This is a genomic window from Nitrosomonas limosa (assembly GCF_054188085.1).
Map to the genome: position 1 here is coordinate 2667847 of NZ_CM135180.1, position 16386 is coordinate 2684232.

The 16386-nt window shown below is 48.0% G+C and carries 15 protein-coding genes, 1 pseudogene and 2 CRISPR repeat arrays; of the genes and pseudogenes, 3 read left to right on the top strand and 13 right to left on the bottom strand.

Annotated elements, in window-relative coordinates; genetic code table 11:
• Positions 1-18: 18 nt before the first annotated feature.
• Entirely contained in the window at positions 19-267 is a 249-nt protein-coding gene (locus tag ACV7NC_RS12380; protein ID WP_458152889.1) for a hypothetical protein, read from the bottom strand.
• A gap of 214 nt (positions 268-481) precedes the next feature.
• Here ACV7NC_RS12380 and ACV7NC_RS12385 point away from each other — a divergent pair.
• Positions 482-1883 (top strand): annotated as a pseudogene (locus tag ACV7NC_RS12385) (IS5 family transposase).
• Here the strand turns inward: ACV7NC_RS12385 and ACV7NC_RS12390 are convergent.
• The 3 genes from ACV7NC_RS12390 to cas1c all read right to left on the bottom strand — a co-directional run bounded on the left by ACV7NC_RS12390 (position 1876) and on the right by cas1c (position 4000).
• The gene (locus ACV7NC_RS12390; RefSeq protein WP_458152890.1) at positions 1876-2088 is read right to left on the bottom strand and encodes a hypothetical protein; all 213 of its coding nucleotides are present in this window, start codon (positions 2086-2088) and stop codon (positions 1876-1878) included. The pseudogene ACV7NC_RS12385 and the gene ACV7NC_RS12390 sit on opposite strands and share 8 nt — an antisense overlap.
• An 82-nt stretch (positions 2089-2170) precedes the next feature.
• A CRISPR array of direct repeats spans positions 2171-2492; the repeat unit is 37 nt; unit sequence GTTTCAATCCTCGCCCGGCTTTGGGGCCGGGCGCTAC.
• A gap of 180 nt (positions 2493-2672) precedes the next feature.
• Complete coding sequence (gene cas2 / locus ACV7NC_RS12395; RefSeq protein WP_292918399.1) at positions 2673-2963, bottom strand: CRISPR-associated endonuclease Cas2; 291 nt, start codon at positions 2961-2963, stop codon at positions 2673-2675.
• Between the two features lie 2 nt (positions 2964-2965).
• The gene (gene cas1c / locus ACV7NC_RS12400; protein ID WP_458152891.1) at positions 2966-4000 is read right to left on the bottom strand and encodes a type I-C CRISPR-associated endonuclease Cas1c; all 1035 of its coding nucleotides are present in this window, start codon (positions 3998-4000) and stop codon (positions 2966-2968) included.
• A 48-nt stretch (positions 4001-4048) separates the two neighbouring features.
• Between cas1c and ACV7NC_RS12405 the strand changes: the two genes are divergently transcribed.
• Positions 4049-4366, top strand: coding sequence for a hypothetical protein (locus tag ACV7NC_RS12405; RefSeq protein WP_458152892.1), 318 nt, complete (start codon positions 4049-4051; stop codon positions 4364-4366).
• Entirely contained in the window at positions 4354-4728 is a 375-nt protein-coding gene (locus ACV7NC_RS12410) for a type II toxin-antitoxin system PemK/MazF family toxin (protein ID WP_458152893.1), read from the top strand. Before ACV7NC_RS12405 ends, ACV7NC_RS12410 begins: the two co-directional genes overlap by 13 nt.
• Positions 4729-4788: 60 nt before the next feature.
• Here ACV7NC_RS12410 and ACV7NC_RS12415 read toward each other — a convergent pair whose 3' ends face one another.
• The 9 genes from ACV7NC_RS12415 to ACV7NC_RS12455 all read right to left on the bottom strand — a co-directional run bounded on the left by ACV7NC_RS12415 (position 4789) and on the right by ACV7NC_RS12455 (position 16370).
• Positions 4789-5046 carry a ribbon-helix-helix domain-containing protein gene (locus ACV7NC_RS12415; protein ID WP_458152894.1) on the bottom strand — a complete coding sequence of 86 codons (258 nt, stop codon included), beginning with the start codon at positions 5044-5046 and terminating at the stop codon, positions 4789-4791.
• 179 nt (positions 5047-5225) lie between these two features.
• Positions 5226-7414: direct repeats of the CRISPR family, unit length 28 nt; unit sequence TTTCTAAGCTGCCTGTGCGGCAGCGAAC.
• Positions 7415-7546: 132 nt separating this feature from the next.
• On the bottom strand, positions 7547-8191 hold the full coding sequence (gene cas6f / locus ACV7NC_RS12420; protein ID WP_458152896.1) for a type I-F CRISPR-associated endoribonuclease Cas6/Csy4: 645 nt from the start codon (positions 8189-8191) through the stop codon (positions 7547-7549).
• Positions 8192-8194: 3 nt separating this feature from the next.
• Complete coding sequence (gene csy3, locus ACV7NC_RS12425; protein ID WP_458152897.1) at positions 8195-9220, bottom strand: type I-F CRISPR-associated protein Csy3; 1026 nt, start codon at positions 9218-9220, stop codon at positions 8195-8197.
• 2 nt (positions 9221-9222) lie between these two features.
• Complete coding sequence (gene csy2, locus ACV7NC_RS12430) at positions 9223-10122, bottom strand: type I-F CRISPR-associated protein Csy2 (RefSeq protein ID WP_458152899.1); 900 nt, start codon at positions 10120-10122, stop codon at positions 9223-9225.
• Positions 10119-11369: a type I-F CRISPR-associated protein Csy1 gene (gene csy1 / locus ACV7NC_RS12435; protein ID WP_458152900.1), complete on the bottom strand. Its 1251-nt coding sequence runs from the start codon at positions 11367-11369 to the stop codon at positions 10119-10121. Before csy1 ends, csy2 begins: the two co-directional genes overlap by 4 nt.
• Before the next feature lie 32 nt (positions 11370-11401).
• Positions 11402-14749 (bottom strand): type I-F CRISPR-associated helicase Cas3f, encoded by a 3348-nt coding sequence (gene cas3f / locus ACV7NC_RS12440; RefSeq protein WP_458152901.1) that lies wholly within the window; start codon positions 14747-14749, stop codon positions 11402-11404.
• A complete protein-coding gene (gene cas1f, locus ACV7NC_RS12445) occupies positions 14746-15693 on the bottom strand; it encodes a type I-F CRISPR-associated endonuclease Cas1f (protein WP_458152902.1) in 948 nt (315 codons plus the stop codon). The genes cas3f and cas1f overlap by 4 nt, the downstream gene beginning before the upstream one ends.
• Before the next feature lie 53 nt (positions 15694-15746).
• Complete coding sequence (locus ACV7NC_RS12450) at positions 15747-16154, bottom strand: hypothetical protein (protein ID WP_458152903.1); 408 nt, start codon at positions 16152-16154, stop codon at positions 15747-15749.
• A gap of 6 nt (positions 16155-16160) precedes the next feature.
• Positions 16161-16370 (bottom strand): MbcA/ParS/Xre antitoxin family protein, encoded by a 210-nt coding sequence (locus tag ACV7NC_RS12455; RefSeq protein ID WP_458152905.1) that lies wholly within the window; start codon positions 16368-16370, stop codon positions 16161-16163.
• Between the last annotated feature and the right edge of the window lie 16 nt (positions 16371-16386).

Consider the following 16386-nt stretch of genomic DNA (forward strand, 5'->3'; position numbering starts at 1 on the left):
AATGGTGAGGCGGCTTCGCTATGGTTCCGCGACGGGCGGCTGGGCCGGGAGGTTGATGGGGATCTCGGTCGATTCGTTCAAATGCTCGATTTTTAGAACGGCAGATCGAGCGGTTACCGGAATGACAAACTCGATCTCTCCCTCTTCAGCGCTGCGGCTGTGCAGCAGCTTGTTCAACCCGCTCACCGGCGCGATGGGTGCGCCGTCAATCAACAACCGGAAAGATTCATCCCAAAAATTGACCGGGTAACGGTCGTTATTCGTCATGCGCACAGTAAACCGCAGACTCAATTTTTCCACGTTACCCCCAGGCGTTTACCTAACAAATAACTGGTTTCAGTAATGACAGGCCAGGTAGTTAGTCGGTCCTGAAATATTCCTAAGCACTTGATATTAGTTATAAATACACTGTTCATTAGTGATCATAACGACCTGGAATGTTAAAATAGTGCTGTATTTCTGGTCGAAATGGTGATTAAAAATGCTAAGAAATAGCAGTACGATTCATCAACCGAATCTGTTTGGAACAGATTTACTGATGCAGCTTGATCCCGGTGATCCATTGCTGAAGCTTGCATCAGCGATACCGTGGCAAGGATTTGAGGAATCATTTTCGGTTCATTACACAGCAGCGACAGGAGCACCGAGTAAGCCGATCCGTTTGATGGTTGGGTTATTGATTCTAAAACAGTTAGAGAATTTGAGTGACGAATCGATAGTACTGCAGTGGAAGCGTAATCCTTATTACCAGGCTTTTTGCGGCATGAAAGAGTTCCAGCAGAAGTTGCCTTGTCATAGCACGGAGCTGGTACATTTTCGTAAGCGCATAGGCGCGGAAGGCGTAGAGCGGATTTTCCGGATGAGCGTTGGTTTGCATGGGGAATCGGCGCTGGAAGACGTCATTCATATTGACACGACCGTGCATGAGAAGAACATCACGTACCCAACGGATAGCAAACTGGCGATCAAAATTATCAATCGCCTCAACAAGATTGCCAAATCCCATGGTATTTTACAGCGGCGTACTTTTGTCAAAGAAGTGAAGTCACTGCGCCTGGATATCCGGCACTACCGGCATGTGAAGAAAAGAGCGAAAGCGAAACGAGCGTTGAAGCGACTCAGAACCATTGCAGGTATTCTGATGCGGGAGCTCAGGAGAGAACTGCCGCAATACTGTTTGTTTGAATGCTACCAAAAGGATTTTCTACGGTATGAGGGAGTATTACGGCAGCAACAAAACGATAAAAACAAGATCTACTCATTGCACGAACCGCAAGTGTACTGTGTCGCCAAGGGAAAAGACCACAAACAATATGAATACGGCAGCAAGGCATCGATAGCCAGTACCGCAAAAGGCAATCTGATTGTCGGGGTTGTCAGTCACGAACAGAATCTGCATGACAGCCATACATTACCGGAGATATTGCGACATGTTGAGATTTCGCGAGGGAAAGCTGCCAGGCAGGCCGTATGCGATCGCGGCTACCGCGGCAAACGTGAAGTCAATGGAACCCAGATCATTTTGCCCGGAAAGGCGCTCAAGAAGGATACCCGGTACCAGAAAGACAAGAAGCGAAAACAGTGCAGGAGGCGCGCCGCGATTGAACCCATTATCGGTCACCTGAAGTCGGATTATCGAATGGCAAGGAACTATCTGAAAGGCGCTGTCGGTGATCGCATCAACCTGCTGATGGCTGCTTGCGCCTGGAATCTGAAACAATGGTTGCTGGCCATTTTTTGGCTCTTTTTCCCGTGGCGAGAACGGATTCCTTGATGGAAATTTAAACTACAAGGGTATGCATTTTGATAGGTAGCCGTTTCCTCGGGCGGCTTTTCCAGAACAACAACTGTTGTCTGATACTTTTTCAGGGGCGACTAAGTAGTCGATAAATCTTCCGGACCTTTAGCCGTACCCGCCAACATTTCTATTAACTTCTGGTTTTTTTCCTTTGCGCTCAATTCCGCCTTCTCATACCTCAAATCAATGGCCTGTTTAATGACGTCCGTGGTATTGAGGTGTGTTCTCTGTTGAATGACTTTGATTTTTTGCTCATAACTGTCATCAATCCGCACCGTTATTCTCATCATTCGCTCCTCGTCTGACTGATTGTCGGACAGACTATAACATTATGTTCTGGCGATTAAAAGTAGATCGAAGAACCGAAGCTAGGTTTTAATCCTCGCCCGGCTTTGGGGCCGGGCGCTACAAAAGTGCAGCTTGCCGGGGTGCAGGAAGTGGAAGTTTCAATCCTCGCCCGGCTTTGGGGCCGGGCGCTACGCAAATTTTCAGCTCCCATCTGCACGCCGCCAATGTTTCAATCCTCGCCCGGCTTTGGGGCCGGGCGCTACATTTTCAGTGCAAAGAGTACCCGCACGGCATGAAAGTTTCAATCCTCGCCCGGCTTTGGGGCCGGGCGCTACCGCAGCGGCTACGCTGTATCGCGCCGATATCGGAGTTTCAATCCTCGCCCGGCTTTGGGGCCGGGCGCTACAGTACAACTGCAACCCGATCATACAACAAAGAAATTTTTTGTTCACGCGCGAACTGGGGGTTTGGGGAATGATTTTGGGATGTGATTGCGAACAAGGTTTTCAGGAAGTTACGATTTTTCATGAGGTTATTCTTTGCGCGAACTGGCCGGTATTTTGCCGTTGCTTGTGACTCGCGGATGTTAGATGATGAGCGATCCATCGAAATCGACGGCTTTGAATTTTCCATATTCCTTGACGTGCAGATCGACGGGTTCCGTCAAACGATATAGCCGCAGGTTGTCTTCCTTTTCGTCTATTTCGGCCAGTAATCTGCGTTCCAAATCTTCATACTGCATCAAACTGACTTTACACTCGAATACCGATTTTTGCACGCGCTGCCCGATACCTTCGCAGATTTTGGCAACGCGCCGCAATCTTCTGCGGCCTTCCTTGGTTTCGGTTGAAACATCGTAGGTGACGATAATCAGCATGGTCATTTCACCAGAAAGGGAATATACGCTTCCATGTCGCCGCGAATGGCGCGCGCCATGAAGCGCGCTTGCAGTTGCGGCAATAGCCCGAACGGCACTTTGGTATCCAGCAACGGGTGATTGATTTCTTCCTGCTTGCGTTCCTGGTAAGCGGCTACAACGATTTTCCGCGAATCATCCTCCAGATACACCGCGCCGCCTTCGCGTATCTGCAAATTGCGCTCGGTGATCTGGCCGCGGTTGACCAGCGTGAGCGCCAGCCGATCAGCCAAAATCGACCGGAATTCTTCCATCAAGTCGAGCGCCAATGCCGCTCTGCCTGGGCGCACTGCGTGCAGAAAACCCAATTGCGGATCAAGTCCGACGCTTTCAATGGCCGAGCGGCAATCGTTCATCACCATCGAATAGAGAAACGACAGCAGCGCATTGAAACGGTCGCGCGGCGGTCTGCGCGTGCGTCCGTCCATGGTGAAATATTCGCGGACATTACGCCGCACCAAATTGGGCAATGCGGAGAAATACACTTTGGCGGCGTCGCCTTCAATGCCGCGCACCACGTCCAGATCCGCCGCCACCGCCAGATTGCGTATGGAACCGGCCAATGCATCGGCGGCTTGGCTGAGTATTTTTTGATCCTGCTCATCGTTTGTTTCGCGCGCGCCGCGTAGCAATACCTGGCGGGAATTGCGCAGCTTCCCGGCTATTGCCGCTTTCGCAACCGCAACGGCAAACGACGTATCCGCAGCCAAGCGATGCTGCGCCTGACGCAGCAAAATATTACCGCTGACCGCGCCTTCCAGCCGCGCTTTGAATCGCCCATTGCCATCGAGTAACACCAAACCGATGCCGTCGTCGGCGCAGCGATGCATTAGCGCCGGGGAAATCATGACATTGCCAAAACAAACGAGCGTGCCCAAATGATGCAGCGGCACTTGGAGTTTCTTTTGCCGCTCCACGTCGATACGCACGGTATCGTTTTCCAAGTGCGCGTAGGCATTGGGTGTCATGATATAAAGTGTGTTGAGGATTTGATACATTATGTATTACAATTTGTGAAATTTATCCAAGTTATCGGGAGTTACAATATGACGACGCTCAACATCCGGCTGACCGAGCAGATTGAACAGCGGCTTTCGGAAGAAGCCGAACGCGAAAATAAAACCCGTTCCGAAATCGCTCGCGATGCATTGAACTGGTATCTATTGGAAATCGAGAAAAAACGTTTCATGGATCAACTCCTGGAAGAAGCCCGCGCAGCATACTCAAACGAAAGCATCCGGCAAGAAGCGCGGATCATTTCCGAAGAGTTTCTGCCTATCGAGAACGACATGCTGGAGAATACCGAAGACCGGATATCCGGCGATTTACCAGCAACCGGATCTTCCGGAAAATGGTGGAAGTAATCCGCCGTGGCGAAATCTGGGTCGCCAATCTGAATCCGCCGCGCGGTCAGGAAGCCGGCAAAATCCGTCCGGTTCTGGTTTTTCAGGATAACGCACTGACCGCGATCGGCACACCGATGATCATCATCCTGCCGCTGACAACGCAAGTTTATCCCGCTTTCAAACAATGGCGCATCACCGTCACCGCCCGCCACCGCTTGCTGAAGGATTGCCAGATCATCGTCGATCAACCGCGAACCCTGGATCGTTCCCGCTTTGAAGAAGGGCCGCTAGCCACTCTCGACGATAGCGAAATGGAAGCTGTCGAGCGGGCATTTCTTGGCGTGTGCGGTATGATTCATTACGCTATTCGTCCACGTTAAACAATTCATCCCCACGGGTGTGGGGAACGCGCGTTAAAAAATGCAAACCAGAATCCAGTATCATTTAATACCATGCTTCTCTTTCCAGTCCTGGTCGAGATATTTTTTATAATTAATCGATAGATCTTTCGGTCCATGACCGATTCCCGCCAGTTTAGCCAGCAGTTCTCTGTTTTTTTCCTTTGCGTTTGATTTCACTTTTTCATACATCAGATCGATGGCCTGTCTGATGATATTTGTAGTTTTAAGCTGTGTTTTCTGTTGGATGACTTTGATTTTTTGCGCATAACTATCATCAATCCGTATCGTTATTCTCATAATTCACTCTTTGGCTGAGTATTTGTCATGCCGACTGTAACATTATGTTATGGCTATGGAAAGAAGCCGGAGGTCAGGAGTTAAGATACGGTTACTCAAGTTCAACAAATCAACATTGCCTGGTTATTGAAAGATTTATAACCTGCGAATCAATAATCTTGCTCGGTTAAATGCAGTGTTATTTATGCTGCCTGTGCGGCAGCGAACAGGCGTACAGGTCGGTTATCTTGTCGCCGGTGTTTCTAAGCTGCCTGTGCGGCAGCGAACAGCCGATCGCGCCCGTTTTACTGCGCTCGTACTTTCTAAGCCGCCTGTGCGGCAGCGAACTGTATTGACTCTCAGTTTGCGTTGATTCGTTTTTTCTAAGCTGCTTGTGCGGCAGCGAACTCTGGCAGGTAAAAATGGATAATCGTGCTAACTTTCTAAGCTGCCTGTGCGGCAGCGAACCGCGCAATCACGCGGGATGAAACTCACAGACTTTTCTAAGCTGCCTGTGCGGCAGCGAACAAAACACAATTTCAATAAAAAGATATGTAGCTTTTCTAAGCTGCCTGTGCGGCAGCGAACCGCCAAGCCAATAACATACCAGCCCTGTAGTTTTTCTAAGCTGCCTGTGCGGCAGCGAACCTGGTAAATTGATCCGTGCCGATCAGGCAGATTTTCTAAGCTGCCTGTGCGGCAGCGAACGCTCCGCTGATCCGCAAGATCGGCGCGTTGCTTTTCTAAGCTGCCTGTGCGGCAGCGAACTATCGTCATTCACTGTTCCGGCACGCCGAACGTTTCTAAGCTGCCTGTGCGGCAGCGAACGCGGTCGAAGAATGGCTGTCTGATGCGTTAAATTTCTAAGCTGCCTGTGCGGCAGCGAACATCCCTGGAACAAACACTAGGTATTCTTACTTTTTCTAAGCTGCCTGTGCGGCAGCGAACTATCCCAACCACCGCCATTTTTCTTTGCCCTTTTTCTAAGCTGCCTGTGCGGCAGCGAACATGAGAAAAGCTAAGATCTTGGTGCTTGAAAATTTCTAAGCTGCCTGTGCGGCAGCGAACTGAAGCGTTCCGCTACCGGCCCGCTGGCTTTTTTTCTAAGCTGCCTGTGCGGCAGCGAACCCATGTAACCCATAATTCAGACCCTTCTTCGCTTTCTAAGCTGCCTGTGCGGCAGCGAACATCGGCTTGGTGGCGGCATATCATACCTGCCATTTCTAAGCTGCCTGTGCGGCAGCGAACAGATAATAATAGCAGGCATAGGAGCCTTTATTTTTCTAAGCTGCCTGTGCGGCAGCGAACCATGGGGAATTACACCAACGCAATGGCGTCGCTTTCTAAGCTGCCTGTGCGGCAGCGAACCTTAAATGTTCACGCATCTTTAATTAGTCAATTTTCTAAGCTGCCTGTGCGGCAGCGAACCTCCGCCAGTTGCTTAATGCCGGTCCCGTCGCTTTCTAAGCTGCCTGTGCGGCAGCGAACTTCCATCTGTTTCGCTTTCAAATTGGCGTTACTTTCTAAGCTGCCTGTGCGGCAGCGAACCTACAAAGCTGAATGCCTGCAGTGCGGATCATTTTCTAAGCTGCCTGTGCGGCAGCGAACTATCAGATCGTTTCAGGTCCGGCGGTGCTTGGTTTCTAAGCTGCCTGTGCGGCAGCGAACTTTTCGCCGTTTGTGCAGCAGCCTGATCTTGTTTTCTAAGCTGCCTGTGCGGCAGCGAATCATTTAAAAGACGCCATTCGTCACTGTTTTCATTTCTAAGCTGCCTGTGCGGCAGCGAACTTATACTGAATGAATTGCGGCGTTAATGAATCTTTCTAAGCTGCCTGTGCGGCAGCGAACCAGATCCGGATTGTTTTACCAGAGCCGTTGTCTTTCTAAGCTGCCTGTGCGGCAGCGAACACATCGGAACGATATGCACAGGCTTTTGCATATTTCTAAGCTGCCTGTGCGGCAGCGAACCATGGTTGATAATGTCCTGGTTAGTTGTTGGTTTTCTAAGCTGCCTGTGCGGCAGCGAACTGCTCCGCTCAGTCAATGCCGCATACTTCCCATTTCTAAGCTGCCTGTGCGGCAGCGAACATGTTTTCGCCGATCATGCGGCGGCCCCATTCTTTCTAAGCTGCCTGTGCGGCAGCGAACTCCAATATGCGGACCGCTTAACCGGATCGTTTTTTCTAAGCTGCCTGTGCGGCAGCGAACCATACAAAAGAGAATTGTATTGGGATTCTGACTTTCTAAGCTGCCTGTGCGGCAGCGAACTGCGCGGTAGTTTTTGTAATCAAGTTGCATCATTTTCTAAGCTGCCTGTGCGGCAGCGAACAAGAGAAAGAACCGGCCAAGCAGGTACCACAATTTCTAAGCTGCCTGTGCGGCAGCGAACTAACGATAAAAAAACTTAAAGCCAGTCGTGGTGCAGTATATAAGATGTTTCCTAATCAATAACCATCCTGTAAATACCTGCATCGCAACTGGCTGATTTATTTGAATTGTTAAAGATCATCAAAAAAATGGGTCAAAATTCGGGTACGGATGCAGCAGAGCTGAGACCATAGGTGGTAAAAATTCCGCTAACGCTGTTTTCTATTTCCCTTTTTTTGATCCACAAGCAGAACGTATTGCCGCTACTTAAACTTTTTAGCCGGATAAACGGTGTGGTGATGGTTTTGTGCGGCATTTCGCTGTAGCTCATCAACATTCGTTGACATTCGGCTACATTATCGTACTTTGCACACAATTCAACTTTGCCAGTGAACGCGGCTTCAAAATCTAGGTTGTGCCGTTTCGCATAACGCCGGGCTAAACGTTCCCGGCCAGTTTTGTGTTGTTCGCGCTGATAAACCGCATAACCTTTGACTGTACTTGGTACCGGGCGGATACCAGTACAATGCACGTAATCGCTCAGGCAGCTTAATCGGCTGGCGACATCAAACTGTGTCAGCGCAGTTTCGTCTGGAGCAAACAAACGAAGCTTGCTGCCCAGGACACTGAATTTTTCACCCATCTTGTATTCGGGAAACGATAGACCAATCGGCACGCGATTTTGTGCATCTTGTGTTTCAACTAACCCAAGGTGGATTTGCTGGAAGGTTTTGGACCAGAGAAAATGCCGATTGATATCGGCATTGGGAATTAAAGTAATTTCCTGATAGTACCTCATAACCTATTCCTTGCCACTCTGGCCAAAAACCCCGCCGCGTACCAGAACAGCCATGACGTAATGTTGCTGAGTTTTATCGGCAAGCGATTCACCCAATGCAAAGCTGTCGAATAAAGTATAGAAATCAGCTTTATCTTTAGGTGTCCGGAAAGCTTTTCCAAGGTTTGTGACTGCTCCGTAAGGTTCGATAGCGATTGGCCCAATACCAATTTCCAAACTGGCATAACCGGGATACCAGGTATCGATTGTGCGCAAAGCATTGCCTATTTTTTGAGAATGCATTGCCGCCACGCCATTAACTTCATACAGGATTTTGCTTTTGTTACCTTTGCCTTTGTCTAAAACCAGTTCTTCACTGGGATAAACTTCCTGCGCTTTTCCGAGCAATGCATAAGCTTCGATGCTAATGAGCAAATAAGGCAAGCGTCCGCATAATGCCTCGGCAATTTTATTTGCGAGTGCCTGTAAATCCGGATTACTTGAATCGAAGCGATTTAGCGCAAAATCTCTGGCGTTAAAGGTGAATGCCTGACCGTCTCCGGTATCGGCAATTACCTCGATTTTTTCCGCGCCTACCCGGTTGCGCCATAAATACCGCCCATTAGCAATGTTAGTGGCATAACGCCTGGATAATTCTTTAAAACCTTCATGTTCGATGTAAGTTTGCGCAACTTTCGGATAGGATTCATTGAACTTAGGGCCGTTACTGGCGGATGGTTTTTCTACTCCTCCAAGAATTTTTAGAGTGAAATGCAGCTTCAAGGTATCTTGATTCTCACTCAAAGCGCAGGCATCAACGGTTTGCAAATTAGGTTTTTCAACTTCTGCATTAAGTTTTAGTGGATCATTTTGTTGCGCCGGTTTTAATCGATTGGAGATCGTGCCGCGCACGGATTTCTCATTCAGCTTCAATGCAGTCGCTTTATCCCTCTGATGGCGTTCATTCCATGTTGTGCCATACAGATAGCCATCCGAAGGTACCAGTTTCTTTTCAAAAGCCAATACGGTTGCGTCGTTCTTAACAGCCATGTTCAGTCTCCATAGGTTGATGATAAGGTTTGGCAAAGATACAAATTTTGTTCAGGTACAACACGATATTGCCAAAGCATGTCGTCCAGTTTGGTAATGCGATAAGGCATCTTGAATTCGCCCAATGTGATTACGCTTTCAGCAAAACGATGCGGTGTATTGCGGTCACGTTGATTTCTGGCTATGCCAAGCTCGGAAATACCCTGAAAGCCGACGGCAATCGGTACTAACCAACCCGGTATTTTGCGTTGACTGCTCCAGGTGGCTTTGCCGTTCTCGTCCTGAGTACTGCGATGCATGACCTTTAAGTGATCGAGTAATGTATCCAGAGCATCTTTGTTTTCTTCTTGCATAGTTTTCCGCATCAGATCGCGGCGTTCGACCAGCACATGCCCAAGCATCAAGCGATTGAGCAATTTTTTTATTTCGTGCTCGTCATCTTCATCCACCGGCAGGACTTCGATCGGTTTGACGGCCAATACGTCACCACTTGCCCATTTCATACGCTGCAGCTGAGTATCAACTAAATTTTTAAAACGATCATGATCGTCACTGTCCAATCCATGAAATTCGACTAGCAAAGAAACTTCCAGATGACAGCGCGCTTCTTCAACGAAAGCAGGGCGACTGCCGTCTTTATCCAATGGATTAGCTGTGGCGACAATCGAATGTACGAAGTCACCCGAGCCTTTGTAAGTTTGCAAATCGAATTTATGACAACTTACTGCGGCACCGATCAATTCAACCTCATTCAAGCTTTGTTGGCGAAGATGTCTCTGCAAGGCATGCACCGCACCCAGCCAGGCTGTCATTGCCGGAAAGCCAATGGTATAGGGACTGCTCATGGCATTGGCGTTGTGGATTTTAAGATGTGGTATTAATAAAAAACGTCTCATGTTCATTTGAAAAACTCCTTGTCACTATCCAGTGCCTCCAATACGAGTTTTTTCACTTCAAGCAACTCATCGTCGCTTAGTTTCACTTGAGTATCTTTGTGCAGATATTCATAACTATCCAACAGCCACTTCGCGAAAGCTGATACAACCTCCTTCAGCCAATCGTTTTGATTCCGCCGCAGTTCCAGTTTGGCATCGTCTAGCCATATCCGCTGAGCGAGTGGTAAATTCCGGTAATGCTCCGCCTCCGACCAACCTGAACCGGTCGCCCGAATCTGGAAAGCGCGTTGCATAACCTGATCAATCAAAAATTTAAGCGTGTTGTGAATACCGTCTCGAATCGATTTATTATTGATGCCGCTTTTGATGAGACGATCCAGAGTCTGGAAATTCTCCTGGAACTGCCGCAACCGTAAACTATTCCTGAAAAAGTTGCTTGTTGGGAGTCGAATCTGGCGGTGATGCAAAGTAGGCGGAATGCTTGGCAGCAAATAGGCCAACCCAGCATTTTGATTATTGAGAACGCTGATATTTTGCGGCTTAGTACCGCCATACGCAGTAACGGTTAGCTCCAGCAAATCGTCATAACCCTGTTCGTGGAACTCGTTTCTTTTACGATTCTCTTTGGCTTGCTGAGTAGCTTCTGAGAAACGCATATAATCGATTTTAGTCTTTAGCTTTGTTAGCAAACCCGAAGGAGTCATCAGAGAAAGCAAGTGATAAGTGTCATCGACTGGAAAGTAAACCTGCTTGACCAGTTGATCGGTTTTGTTCCTATCGTCCACTTGTTTGACAGTCATAAAACCTTCTCTAAGGCTTTCATAACTGGCAACCTGTATAGCTAATAAAGCTTGAATTTCAGGACTGTCACGTTCTAAATGTTGTAAGACGGTTTCCCCATCTTCCATAGTTAAGCTAAGGAATTTGTATACATCCATCGCAGCCGCGTTACCGAGCACATCAAGTTCATACTCGACATTACCACTCCGCAAATAGCCATCGTGCCCTGGTTTACCTATTGCAATAATTGAAGTTGTTTTCGCACTTGGATGACTAAATTTTCCCGGGTGACTAACTATCGATAACCAAGCAGCACGTTTGGCTGCATCTGGTAACCAAGTAGCCGGGAAAAATTTCTCATTTGCTTCCGCGATAAGATTTTCTTGCTCTTCATCGCTCATTGATGCTTTTACTCGAGCTTTTAACCAATTCGCTTTTCGTTCTTCAAAAAAGGATTTAATATTTTGATTCATAATAATATTCCCGTTTAATTGTGTTGTGCTTTTTACAATTGAAACAAACCCAGTTGATCCGAATAAAACCACTTGCGATCATTGTTATCGCGTTTGGGAAACGTAATTTCTCCGTAGCGCTCCGATTGTTTTGTGATTAACTGCTCAAAGTCATCAATAAATTGACTTTCAGTACCAATTTGTTCAAGCAATGCTTGCCGGTAATCTCTTTCCAGCCACAACCTGGAACGCATTGTTTCTGTCATTGCATCGTGTTTGGTAATGTCATTTCTTGATTGACGAGGAATGAATTCGCCACGTTCGTCCTTTTCACAGAACACTGCTTTACCGTCTCGCCAAACCAGATACAAATTCATGTCCGGCTCGCTCTCACGAAACCGGTTCAGTTGTTGCGGTAAGGCAGTCAACCACCAACATTCGTTAAGCCACGCTTGCAAGCATTGCGGGCCTTTTTGGTCATATCGCGTTAATACCAGATGCATTGCCTGGTGTTCCAGATCGGCCAGACGCTGTTTGGGCTGCATGGATTCCGGTTGCTGGATGCGGGGAATGGCATTAACCACACGGTTTAAAGCAGTTTCATCGACTAACTGGCAAAGATCAGCCGTAGCCAGCCGTAACGTTTTCGCCGTTTCGTAGCCGGGGCGGCAATAAACCGGTCTGTCATCCTGACGCAATGCCCTCAGGTTGTATTGCATGACAGCGATATTAGCCTGCTCGACGCTGCCTTGCCGGTGTCGCCGCACGCGTCCGGCTAATTGAATGATGGAGCGGAAGGAAGACGGCTCGATGATTGCCCAATCGAAATCGTGGTCCCGCCCAACTTCTTCGACTGGCGTAGCTACCAAGATAAACATGACATGCTCGGCATGTGTATTATCAAGGTGATGCCGGATAAGTGGATCTTTTAATCCTTCCGATATCTCGCCGGGTTTCTCCTTACGCTTTAATACATTATCTAGGTGCTTTTCCTGTTCATGACGCAAAAGCAAAACCTGTCGACTGTGATAGGCCATAATCCTGGGAGTACAGTTTTCTTCCCATTCGGCTTGCAATAGAAATTGGGTTAGCGCCACACAAGGTGAAATATTTGCTGTGCGTACAACACCAAAAGACACCTTCTTGGCGGTTTTCTCATCAATCGTATGATGGCTGCCGTGAAGGTGATAAATGGTCTGGCGGATTTTTTCAAAATAGCGCTGTTGCCGGGACAACTGATCATTTTTTTCTGCGAGCAGATCATCGCAACGTACGATAAAAGCTTTGCGCTTAGCCACTTGTTGCTGCAAATTGGCTACCCGTTTATCGATAAATTGCCGGTGCAGGCTCTGATACTGGCTGCAACGCTTCTCTGCATCACTCTGATCGACTCGCTCCACGCGGGCAGTGAATTCATCAACCCACGCACAGGCAATTATGGGGCTTGCTTGCTTGAAATGGACGTGCAATTGCCATCCAGCCTGATAGGCATTAAAAAAACCTTCAGCCAATGCTGGGGGAATAGTGGCCGAGGAAATCATTACTTTCCGTCCGAGCATACCGGCGAGATGAATTAGGCGACCGATAGCGACTAAATCGGCACCGTCAAAATCATCAACCTCATCAATCACTAAATCCGATGACAGCAACCTCAGGCAGGGCAGAATATATTTCCCGCCACGGAAAGTCTCGGTGGCAGCAATGATATGGTCGATGGTACAAGCCAGTACCGGTTTATATAAAAACGCTTTGTGTTTTTCGGCGAGCTTCGGTTGTTTTTTGGGAAACAATACATCAAGAAATTCTGCGGTAGGTGCATCGCCGTAATCCAAATCTTCTTCTAACAGTTGTTCCAACGATTCCGCGCCTAATTCCTCAAAAGCCGGTTTTGGTTCATGCTCTTTCTGTGCTCGCTCATGCAACTCTTTAACTGCTGCCGAGCCGATTAAAACAGCCAATTCATCGTTTTTCAAACCAATTCGGTAGCGGTATTCGTCACCGGTTTGCAGTGTCAATGTACGCAAACCCAAAGCTAAAATGTAACGCAAGCTTTCACCATCATCGGACAGCGCGCGCATGATCTTGGCATTGGCAATGGTTTTACCGCATCCGGTGCTGGCCATGTTCACAGTAAACCAGCCATAGACTTGCTCTTGCAAAGCTGCGTGTTGTATCTTGAACTGCTTGATGTTTTCAACGGCTTTATCTTGCCACTCAAATCCGACAGGGCTTTTCTGCTTTAGAGCTTTAATATCGAAGGCTGACTCCATTTCCGATGAAAAACGCGATAGAGTCTGACTGATTCTCAGTGCGTGTTCACAAACACCCACCAGATGTTCGTCGAGTTTTTGCTTGTAATTACGATTTTCATCGGTATTTGCAAACAGTGTTACAGAGCCTTGCCAAGCATTGTTCGCCGGGCAGGAAGAGTAATAATGATCACCTAGCATCAAGCACAAGCGCGCATGGTGCAATAGCAACCGGTAACCGCTATTGTCGAGTAATTGCTGAATTTGCGGCTGCGTCTGCAATAAGCGGGTTGACCATTTTTTCAAGTATTTGAGCCATTGCGGAGATTGAGAAAGCAAGCCATCGGGAAATTCAAAACAATCGGCCACGCGTTTTTTATACTCCGTTTCGTCGAATTTGTTTTGATAACCCCACATTGCTGCGATACTTTTCATCAAAGTGTTTAATGTGTTTTTTTCTTCGCCCTGACGCAAGTTACGTTCCGTTTTATCCAGAAGCTGCGGCAAACGGTGATGTGAAACTACCAACCAGGCAATCAGTTGCGCCATCGGCGGCAAATCCGCCAAGGGTTTGGTAGCATTCTGCGTGACAATTGTTTTTAAAGCTTGCTCATCCAATTCACCCGATTGCAATAAGCCTAACCAAGCCTCATCGCTATCGCCCGCATGTCGAACCAAAGCATTTAATAACAAGCATGAAATCCATTCATGGCGTAAGGGATCGCCCTTGGCAGTTCCGGATTTGAGCTTGGCTTGAAACAAAGCGGTTGCCTTACCCCAATCGTGCAACAAAGCAGAAATAGCCACCAATGCCTTGATAGCAGGCAAATAACTCCAGTTATTCTCCCATTGATTGTTGAGCAGATTTTTAGCTGTGGAATTCACGGGAACAATCCCCTGTGCATTAAACCGCCTGCGATTCCCCACAATCCAAACCAATTCGCTGCGGCTCCGTGATCTGATCCAATGGCAGGCTACGGCAGTATTCTTGGTTGCGGTTTTGCGCAGCAGGGTTTTGACGGCGATCAACCCTTCTTCCGTGATCACGGTTTGCCAAGTATTGTCGCCGATACGGTTGGCGAAAGCATCCAATACCCGGCGGGTACGATTGAGCGCTTTTTTCTCGCATTGGCTGATGAAGGTGACCATCATGGTCGTGATTCCCGCAGCGCTTGCTGCTTGACTTGCTCGAACATGAAATCCATGGCTTTGTGTTCGGTAAATTTTTGCAGAATTTGCTGACGGAATTCCTGTTCGCTCATTTTTTCCTTGGCGCAAACGAAAGCCCAAGGCAGGACGATGGCGTCTTTGACGAGATCGGCAATGTCGAACACCAATGCGCCTCGGCGGGTTTTGCCGTGCATCACGGCAAAACCATGCGGAATGCCCAGTACCCAAAGTGTAGTCGCAGCTAATCCGTAGGCTAAATAATTGCCGTGATTCAGAAAAGCATTGGCGCTGTCGGTGCTGTCGTAATTGCGCACGAAATCTTTTTGCAGGGTGCGGCTGACGGCGATTTTGTAAAGGTTTTTGGTGAGTTGCGCTTCGATCAGCAATAATTCGGTGACATTATTTGCTTGCTCAACCTTGTTTGAGAAACCTGAAAACGCTTGTGTAACATCTTGGTCGTCGATAAAGAAGCTCTCATTTTTTAGATCCTTATCCTTGCGCCATACGTCTTGCAGGTAATTGATGCGCATAAGCTGGAAGCGTTTGGCAACCTGCAGTCGCTTCGCTTCATCAAACCAGAATGAAAGCCATCCTTGCACGTATTCGGTCGGCCTGTATTCGCTCTGCGGCGTGAGCCATTCAATTTCACTGGCGGCCAATAGCGGCGTGCCACCGCCGCCGCTGAAACCGATCAAGACGCCAGCCGATGCCAGCATGCGCACAGCCGCCTGTGTTATGGAAGTGCCGGTGCCTAATAAAATGACCGTGGTATTGGCAATCGGGATATTCCAGTACAGTTGCTCGTCTTTGGCTTCTGTTAAATAGAGAACGCGGCCATCTTTCTGCATGACACGGCATTTTTCGAGATAGTAAATATTGGCTCGCTTGGAATGCAGAATTGCTTTCAGATCGGTCAATTGTTCCATCTTGTTGCGGTCCTTTTATCTTGATTTCAGGAAGTTCATGATAAATGTATGATTCATGTCCACCACCTCACCTCCACCTCAATCCGTTCCCACGGATTATTGCTTTTTTTCAACCCTACGATCAAAGCCGATAATTTTTCTCCGCGATCCAGTAGTTGCGAGACGGCGGCGTTGTCTCTTGCGGGGATGTTAATTGCGTTAAAAATTCGCGAAAAATGCTCATTTACCCCGTGTAAACTCCGCTTTTTTGCAAATTTTTGCCTTATTCTCGTACCGCTCATGACACCGTGCAAAGGTCTCATCCTTGCATTATCCAGAGTCACAGGCTCAAAACGTGAGGCTGTGAATTTGTTTTTCTGATTTTTCTTGAAGAAACGTTGGGCAAGTGTCATTTTGAGTAAGAGCGAGAAATCTATTTTGTTGATTATTAAAGATTCCTCGCTGCATTCGGAATGACGCATGCGGATTTAGCGTTTCTTTAAGCCCAATCGCTCGCGCAGTTCGTCGAAAATGGATGAGTCGACCGGTAAATTGGAATCTGCATTGCTTAACTCGAAATCCCGCAGCAGCGCTTCGACCATTTCACGGCCATCTTCGGTTTTGATGGCTTGCAGCGGTGTTTTGCCGTTCAGCGCGGGCAGTTTTTCATGCGGCCATTGGCGGTAGTGTTCGCGCATGAGTTCCGTAATTTTT

Bases quoted from the DNA above. Each gene is read 5' to 3' on its own strand.
- csy3 (WP_458152897.1), bottom strand. From the start codon at position 9,220: ATGGCTGTTAAGAACGACGCAACCGTATTGGCTTTTGAAAAGAAACTG.
- cas3f (WP_458152901.1), bottom strand. From the start codon at position 14,749: ATGATGGTCACCTTCATCAGCCAATGCGAGAAAAAAGCGCTCAATCGT.
- ACV7NC_RS12450 (WP_458152903.1), bottom strand. From the start codon at position 16,154: ATGCGTCATTCCGAATGCAGCGAGGAATCTTTAATAATCAACAAAATA.
- ACV7NC_RS12390 (WP_458152890.1), bottom strand. From the start codon at position 2,088: ATGATGAGAATAACGGTGCGGATTGATGACAGTTATGAGCAAAAAATC.
- ACV7NC_RS12455 (WP_458152905.1), bottom strand. From the start codon at position 16,370: ATGCGCGAACACTACCGCCAATGGCCGCATGAAAAACTGCCCGCGCTG.
- ACV7NC_RS12405 (WP_458152892.1), top strand. From the start codon at position 4,049: ATGACGACGCTCAACATCCGGCTGACCGAGCAGATTGAACAGCGGCTT.
- ACV7NC_RS12415 (WP_458152894.1), bottom strand. From the start codon at position 5,046: ATGAGAATAACGATACGGATTGATGATAGTTATGCGCAAAAAATCAAA.
- ACV7NC_RS12380 (WP_458152889.1), bottom strand. From the start codon at position 267: ATGACGAATAACGACCGTTACCCGGTCAATTTTTGGGATGAATCTTTC.
- cas2 (WP_292918399.1), bottom strand. From the start codon at position 2,963: ATGCTGATTATCGTCACCTACGATGTTTCAACCGAAACCAAGGAAGGC.
- ACV7NC_RS12410 (WP_458152893.1), top strand. From the start codon at position 4,354: ATGGTGGAAGTAATCCGCCGTGGCGAAATCTGGGTCGCCAATCTGAAT.
- cas1f (WP_458152902.1), bottom strand. From the start codon at position 15,693: ATGGAACAATTGACCGATCTGAAAGCAATTCTGCATTCCAAGCGAGCC.
- csy1 (WP_458152900.1), bottom strand. From the start codon at position 11,369: ATGAATCAAAATATTAAATCCTTTTTTGAAGAACGAAAAGCGAATTGG.
- cas1c (WP_458152891.1), bottom strand. From the start codon at position 4,000: ATGTATCAAATCCTCAACACACTTTATATCATGACACCCAATGCCTAC.
- csy2 (WP_458152899.1), bottom strand. From the start codon at position 10,122: ATGAACATGAGACGTTTTTTATTAATACCACATCTTAAAATCCACAAC.
- cas6f (WP_458152896.1), bottom strand. From the start codon at position 8,191: ATGAGGTACTATCAGGAAATTACTTTAATTCCCAATGCCGATATCAAT.